The sequence below is a fragment of the Burkholderia sp. Nafp2/4-1b genome, assembly GCF_003635165.1.
Taxonomy (GTDB): Bacteria; Pseudomonadota; Gammaproteobacteria; order Burkholderiales; family Burkholderiaceae; genus Burkholderia.
This window is the reverse complement of the sequence record NZ_ML058615.1, coordinates 193,648-200,549: the sequence shown is the minus strand read 5'-3', so window position 1 is coordinate 200,549 and position 6,902 is coordinate 193,648. Positions and strand designations below refer to the sequence as shown.

The following is a 6,902-nucleotide window of genomic DNA, read 5'->3' as shown; positions in this document are numbered from 1 at the left end:
AGCTGTATCGCGCACGCAACTTCAAGCAGTGGATGGCCAAGGGCCTGTACTTGGGCACGCTGATGGTCGGCCTCGAGCAAAAGGTAATGGGCGGCAACGTGCCGTGGACGCTGCATCACAAGCATGCGGATCACGAGATGCTGAAGCCGGCGTCGCAGTGCACGCCGATCGAGTATCCGAAGCCGGACGGCAAGCTGACGTTCGACCGGCTGTCGTCGGTGTTCATCTCGAACACGAACCACGAGGAAAACCAGCCGGCGCACCTGACGCTGAAGGATGCGAGCGTGCCGGTAAACGTGAACCTGTACACGTATGCGGGGCCGGAAGCGCGCTTCTGTCCGGCGGCCGTGTACGAGTTCGTGAAGAACGACGACGGCAGCGATCGACTGGTGATCAACGCGCAGAACTGCGTGCACTGCAAGACCTGCGACATCAAGGACCCGACGCAGAACATCGTGTGGGTCACGCCGGAAGGCGGCGGCGGGCCGAATTACCCGAACATGTAAGCTGCCGGAAAACGCCGCCTCGCGCGGCAGCGTTTCGCCGAGCACGATGCGCGTCTCGTGCGCAGGTCGCTACGCGACCACGCATTACCCACCACGCCCCTCGATCCATTTCCTTCGTCCACCCAACGAAGCGCCCCCGCTTCGCCTGCACTGCACATGCGCAAGGCCCGCGCATGCGCCACATCGCGCGCCGATATCTCACCTCCGTCGCCGCGCCCTGCCGACTCTCTCTCCGAAGGAGTACCTCTTCATGAGAGTTGCTGGCGCGTTATTGGCCGACGATCGTTGATCGCATCCTACCCAACCCGACTTGACGGAGATCCAGATGAGTTCCCTCCCTGACAGCGCACAGGCGGATTTCCCCGCCGCGCATGCCGATACGGCCGGACTTCAGCGCAAGATCAGCTGGACCGGTGCCTTCTGGGTCGCGAGCGGCGTGCCCGCGCTCGTGCTCTTCTCGATCGGCTCCATCGCGGCCACCGTCGGCAAGCCATCGTGGATCGTATGGATGATCTCGATCCTGTTCGGTTTCATCCAGGCGTTTTCTTACGCGGAGATTGCAGGACTCTTTCCGCACAAGTCGGGCGGTGCATCGGTCTACGGCGCGATCGCGTGGGTGCGTTACAGCAAGCTGCTCGCCCCCCTCTCCGTGTGGTGCAACTGGTTCGCGTGGTCGCCGGTGCTTGCGATCGGCTCGGGCATGGGCGCGGGCTACGTGCTGAACATGCTGTTCCCGGCCACGGCCGCGATCAACACCTGGCAGATCACGCTGCTCGATCTCGGCTGGCTCGCAAGCGGCCTGTCGCTGCGTATCAACGCAACCTTCGTGATCGGCGCGATCATCCTGCTCACCACCTTCGCGGTCCAGCATCGCGGGATCCTGCAGGCCGCGAAGCTGCAGATGATTCTCGCGATCGCCGCGCTGCTGCCGTTGCTGCTCGTCGGCCTGTATCCGATCCTGAGCGGCGACCTGCCCAAGTCGCACTTGCTGCCGCTCTACCCGCTCGCGAAGGACGCAGCCGGCCGCGTGATCGACGGCACGTGGAATCTCGCGGGCCTGCAGCTGATGGCGGGCGGCCTCTTCATCGCCGCGTGGTCGACCTACGGTTTCGAGACGGCCGTCTGCTACACGCGCGAGTTTCGCGATCCGCGCCGAGACACGGTCAAGGCCATCGTCTATTCCGGCCTGCTGTGCCTCGTGTTCTTCACGATGGTCCCGCTCGCGTTCCAGGGCGCACTGGGCCTCGGCCAGCTCGTCACGCCCGAAGTGAAGGATGCGGCCGGCAACGTCACGCAGGCCGCGGTGTATGACGGCGTGCTGTCGCCGGGCATCTTCAGCGGCATGGGCGTCGCCGAAGCGATGACGCAGATCGTCCACGTCGGCACCTGGGGCGAATACATCCTGAAACCGATGCTGGTGTTCGCGCTGGTGCTCGCGATCATGACGTCGATGGCCGGATCGTCGCGCACGCTGTACCAGGCATCGGTCGACGGCTGGCTGCCGAAATACCTGTCGCACGTGAACGAGAACGGCGCGCCGACCCGCGCGATGTGGACCGATCTCTGCTTCAACCTGTTCCTGCTGCTGATGTCCGACTACACCGTCGTGCTCGCGATGTCGAACGTCGGGTACATCATCTTCAACTTCCTCAACCTGAACGCGGCCTGGATTCACCGCCTCGACCGCGCGAACTGGACACGCCCGTTCCGCGCGCCGCGCTGGCTGCTCGCGCTCGGCGCGCTGCTGTCGTTCGTCAACCTCGCGCTGATGGGATTCGGCGCCGACGTGTGGGGCAAGGGCACGCTGGTCTCGGGCCTCGTGTTCGCCGCGCTGATCCTGCCGGTGTTCGTCTGGCGGCACTACGTGACCGACAAGGGCCGCTTCCCGGACCAGATGCTGGAGGACATGGCGCTGTCCGGCGGCGAACAGCCGCGCAAGGCCGGCTACCTGCCGTATCTGACGCTGTTGCTCGGCGTGGTCGTCGTCATCGCGACGCACTGGATCGCGCCGTAGGCGCGATCGCGGTCGCTCGCGGCTTGAAACGACGCCCGGTTCGCAGCCGGGCGTCGTGTTTTCGGTGATGCGTTCCACCCGCCGCGCGCGCATGCGGCCGACTCAAACACCAGGTCGATCGCCAGGCCGCGCCTCGAAGATCGCGCCTTCGACCCCCAGCACCTCGCCGCTTGCCGAATAGATCCCGACGCCGGTTTCCCACACCGGCTTGATCCACCCATCGGCGCACCGGATCCGATACCTCAGATCGAATACGCCGCGCACCGCCAGCGCCTGCTGAACGCCCATCCACACGTAATCGGTATCGTCGGGCACGATCAGTTGCCCGAACGCATGCGCGTGCCCGTCGAGAAACCACTGTCGCGGATAGCCGGTCAATCCCTCGCATCCGGCACTCACGTACTCCATCGTCCACAGCCGGTTGTTGCGGCCACGGTAGACGAGGCCCGGAATGCTGTCGAGCAGCCCCTCGACGCTTCTCAGGTGAGCCTGCGTCGCCGTCTCGCGCCGCCGGTCGTACGTCACGTCGGACAGCGCGACGGATGATCCGTCGGCATTTCTTTTCAACGACACCTCGAACCAGCGCAGTTCGCCATCCGGGCGCACGCAGCGCAGACGCTCGCGGACCGCGCCGCGCGAGATCGCCAACGAACGCTGCAGCATGCCGATCCAGATGTCGCGGTCTTCCGGATGCACATAGTCGATGAAGCACCGGCCGGCCGCGGGCCGTTCCATCGCGTCGGTCCATGCGACGTTGAACGCGGCGATCCGTCCCGCGCCGTCGAGCTTCAGCAGCGCGAGCGGGCAATCGTCCGCGTCGAACGCGCTGCCCAATGGGTGCATCACGGGCGTGTCGTCGTTCATCACGCCGCCCGTTCGCGGTTCGCCGCGCCGATCGCGCGGCGGTGCACCGATGCGGCCAGCTCGAGCCGCGTTCGCGCGTCCAGTTTGCGCAGCAGGTTCTTCACGTAGACCTTCACCGTGCCCTCGCTGATGCCGAGCACGCGCGCGATCTGCTTGTTGCTCATGCCGTCGGCGATGAGCGTCAGTGTCTGCGTTTCGCGTGCGGTGAGGTCGGCCGACCGTGCGTCAGCCTGTGCGACGGCGACGCCGTCTTCGTCGGCGAGCTCGTCGTCGAGCACCACGAGCCTGCGCATGCAGCTGCGCACGTAGGCGAGCAGCGCTTGCGGCTCCGAATCCTTCAGCACGTAGCCGTCGGCGCCGAGCCGCACCGCCGCGCGCAGTTCCTCGCGATCCATCGATGCCGTCAGCAGCACCTTCACGCAATCGGCTTCCTTGCGCCTGAGGCCGTCGAGCACCTGGAGCCCGCCGAGCCCCGGCATGTGCAGGTCGATCAGCACCAGCTCCGGCCGCAGCATGCCCACGAGCGAAATCCCGTGCGCGCCGTTCGACGATTCGCCGACCACGCGAAATTCCCCGGTCGCACTGAAAAATTCGGCCACGCCGCGGCGAAACAGCGGGTGGTCGTCGATCAACAGCAGCGTGGTCGGTTCCATCAGATCGTTTCTCCGAATATCGCGCCGTCCGGCACGAACAGCGCCACGCGCGTCCCGCCGAACGCGCCGCGCTCGATCGCGATGCGCCCGCCGATCGCCGCCGCGCGTTCGCGCAGGATGTCGAGGCCATGGTGATTCACGTCGGCCGCTCCGTCGCCGAGCCCGATGCCGTCGTCGACGACGGAGACCTGCAAACCTTCGCCGTCGGTCCGCAGCGCGATCCACGCATGCGCCGCCTGCGCATGACGCACGACGTTCGACAGCGCCTCGCGCACGATCTGCAGGATATGCAGCGCGATGCGCGGATCGATCCGCAGGTCGGGCACGCGATTGTCGAGCTCGAACACGACATCGCACCGGCGCGAGAACTCCGCGACCGAATCGGCCAGCGCCTGCTGCAGCGAGCGCCCGTCGAGCGTGAGCCGCGCGCTGGTGATGAGCTCGCGCACCTCGCGCTGCAGGCGCGTCGTCATCGTGCGCAGTTCGGCCAGCAGCGGATCGCCGGTCGCGTCCTGCTGCTGCAGGCGAGCCACCAGAAACGACATGAAGCCCAGCTGCTGCGCGACCGAGTCGTGCAACTCGCGTGTCAACGCCTCCGACTGGTTGGCGGCGTCGCGCCCGTGCGCGTCGACCGGCTCGCGACGCGTGAGCGCCGCGCGGATCGTGCCCGCGATGACATCGAGGTCCGTCAGCAGCGTCGGGTCGGCCGGCAATGCGATGTCCAGCACCAGCACCGCATCGCCGATCGCACGCACCGCGCGCCCGTGGCCGGCGCCAACGCAGTCCGGACACAGTTCGCACGCACCGTCGCTTGCCGCGTGCCTGAGCTTGCAGCGCTGCCCCTGCGTGCATCGCACCAGCGTGTCCGGCGTGGATTCGTAGCCCGCGCCGCCATCGAACGCGAGCACGACCCGTGCGTCCGGCAGTTCGCGCGCAAGCCCCGTATAGAACGCATGAAACGCCGCGTGGCGCGACGCACCGTTGACGCATCCGGCCAGCAACGCGAGCAGCGCATCGCGAAAGCGCGTCGGCAACGACGCGCCGCCCAAGGGCGGCATGCATCGGTCGGTCAGGCTGTCATCGGGAGTCACGATCATTCGGTACGCACAAACCAGGATCGAAATACGACGCAAGTTCCATGCCTCTCTGCGATTTCCCTGCGCGCTACCTCTTAGGGCATACCTCCTCTTCAGGATTGAACGGCAATTACTGGCAAGAAACTATGTTGAACAACAGGAACGCAACGGGACGCAGCGACTGTCGCCTGCCGTACGCCCATTCGTGATGCAAACGCCCCATTTTGGGAGTCGATCAATGCACTCAATTGAACCGTTCGCCACCAGCAGCCGAACGTGCGAAGCGCAACCGGCGCACACGCCGTTCGTGCCGCCGAGCTTGCCTCAATACGCGCCGTTGCAGCCCTGCTGCGCCGCCCGCTCGCATCTCGTGGTCGCCCAAGGCAAGGCGCTCGACGCAGTGCGCGCGCTCGTCGATGGCCTCGCCGGGCTGCCGGGCGCCGCGCTGCTCGTCACGCTCGGCAATCTGCAGGCAACCGGCCTGCCGACCGTGTTTCATGCATCGCTCGACGCGCTCGAGGACGACGTGCGCCGCAGGCTGAATGAAAGCGCCGTCGGCGTGCGTCTTTATGTGTGTGGCGACGAGGCGTTCGTGTGGCACATCCGGCGCATCGCGCAGGCGGCCGGCATGCTGCCGGACGAGGTGGTCGCGAGCGTGTCCGGCGCGCGGCGCACCGTGTACTGCGTGCATTGCGGGACCTCGCATGCGCAAGACGGGCACGATGCACGCGACGAGGTCACCTGCCCGTCGTGCGATGTCCGCCTGAGTGTCCGCCAGCATTTCTCCGCGCGGCTCGGCGCCTATCTCGGCGTCTGCGCGGATGCCGACCGGCCCTACGCGGGAGACGCAGCATGAGCCTGCTCGACGTTCGCGTGACCGAGGCCCGCATGCTCACGCCCGTCGTGCGCGAACTGGCGCTGACGGCGCTCGACGGCGCCCTTCCCGTCTTCTCGTCCGGCAGCCACGTGCAGGTCATGCTGAACGATGGCGGCCGCACCTATCGCAACGCCTACTCGCTGGCGGGCGATCCGGCCGAACGGAACGTCTATCGGATCGCGGTCCGGCGGCAGGCGTCGTCACGCGGCGGTTCCGCGTTCGTGCACGACCGTCTGGAGCCCGGCACGCGCTTGCGCATCACTGCCCCGGCGAACCTGTTCGCATTGAACGCCACCGCGCGCCACCACGTGCTCGTCGCGGGCGGCATCGGCATCACGCCGTTCATCGCGCACCTCGCGGAGCTGCAACGCCGGCAAGCGAGCCACGAGTTGCACTATGCGTACCGCACGGGCCAGACGGATGCCTATCGCGCGGCGCTCGACGCGCGGCTCGGCGCGCGCTTTCACGGCTATGACGGCGTGCAGGCCCGCTTCGACGCGATCGCGATGCTCGAGAGGCAGCCGCTCGGCACGCACGTCTATGTGTGCGGCCCGGAACGCCTGCTGCGCGCGGTGCGCGACGCGGCCGCCGCACTCGGCTGGCCTGCCGGCCGCGTGCACTGGGAAGCCTTCGTGGCGCCGGCGCCGGGCCAGCCGTTCACGGCCGACCTGCGGCGCAGCGGCCGCCGCATCGCGGTCGGTGCCGATCAGAGCCTGCTGGAGGCGCTCGAATCGGCCGGCATCGACGTGCCCAATCTGTGCCGCGGCGGCGCATGCGGCCAGTGCGCGACGCGCTATCTCGACGGCGCGGTCGAGCATCGCGACGCGTTCCTCGACGCCGACGCGCGCGCGACCCATCTGATGCCCTGCGTGTCGCGCGCGTGCGGCGGCGCATTGACCCTCGACCTGTGAG

At 67.3% G+C, this 6,902-nt stretch carries 7 protein-coding genes; 4 read left to right on the top strand and 3 right to left on the bottom strand.

Going from position 1 to position 6,902, the window contains the following annotated elements; genetic code table 11:
- Both C7H84_RS23150 and C7H84_RS23145 read left to right on the top strand, forming a co-directional pair.
- A partial coding sequence (locus tag C7H84_RS23150) for a 4Fe-4S dicluster domain-containing protein (protein ID WP_205611454.1) occupies window positions 1–506 on the top strand: 506 nt, incomplete at its 5' end.
- Window positions 507–831: 325 nt separating this feature from the next.
- Window positions 832–2,520, top strand: coding sequence for an APC family permease (locus C7H84_RS23145; RefSeq protein ID WP_240462078.1), 1,689 nt, complete (start codon window positions 832–834; stop codon window positions 2,518–2,520).
- 102 nt (window positions 2,521–2,622) lie between these two features.
- Here C7H84_RS23145 and C7H84_RS23140 read toward each other — a convergent pair whose 3' ends face one another.
- Genes C7H84_RS23140 through C7H84_RS23130 form a run of 3 tightly spaced genes read right to left on the bottom strand, consistent with a single transcriptional unit; the run spans window position 2,623 to window position 5,128 of the window.
- A complete protein-coding gene (locus tag C7H84_RS23140) occupies window positions 2,623–3,363 on the bottom strand; it encodes a PAS domain-containing protein (protein ID WP_240462083.1) in 741 nt (246 codons plus the stop codon).
- Window positions 3,364–3,383: 20 nt separating this feature from the next.
- Window positions 3,384–4,037: a response regulator gene (locus tag C7H84_RS23135; RefSeq protein ID WP_121860941.1), complete on the bottom strand. Its 654-nt coding sequence runs from the start codon at window positions 4,035–4,037 to the stop codon at window positions 3,384–3,386.
- Window positions 4,037–5,128 carry an ATP-binding protein gene (locus tag C7H84_RS23130; RefSeq protein WP_205611453.1) on the bottom strand — a complete coding sequence of 364 codons (1,092 nt, stop codon included), beginning with the start codon at window positions 5,126–5,128 and terminating at the stop codon, window positions 4,037–4,039. Before C7H84_RS23130 ends, C7H84_RS23135 begins: the two co-directional genes overlap by 1 nt.
- 223 nt (window positions 5,129–5,351) lie before the next feature.
- Here C7H84_RS23130 and C7H84_RS23125 point away from each other — a divergent pair, with 223 nt between their 5' ends.
- Together C7H84_RS23125 and C7H84_RS23120 are read left to right on the top strand one after the other, a co-directional pair.
- Complete coding sequence (locus C7H84_RS23125; RefSeq protein WP_121860939.1) at window positions 5,352–5,969, top strand: dimethylamine monooxygenase subunit DmmA family protein; 618 nt, start codon at window positions 5,352–5,354, stop codon at window positions 5,967–5,969.
- Window positions 5,966–6,901, top strand: coding sequence for a PDR/VanB family oxidoreductase (locus C7H84_RS23120; RefSeq protein WP_121860938.1), 936 nt, complete (start codon window positions 5,966–5,968; stop codon window positions 6,899–6,901). The genes C7H84_RS23125 and C7H84_RS23120 overlap by 4 nt, the downstream gene beginning before the upstream one ends.
- Window position 6,902 lies beyond the last annotated feature (1 nt).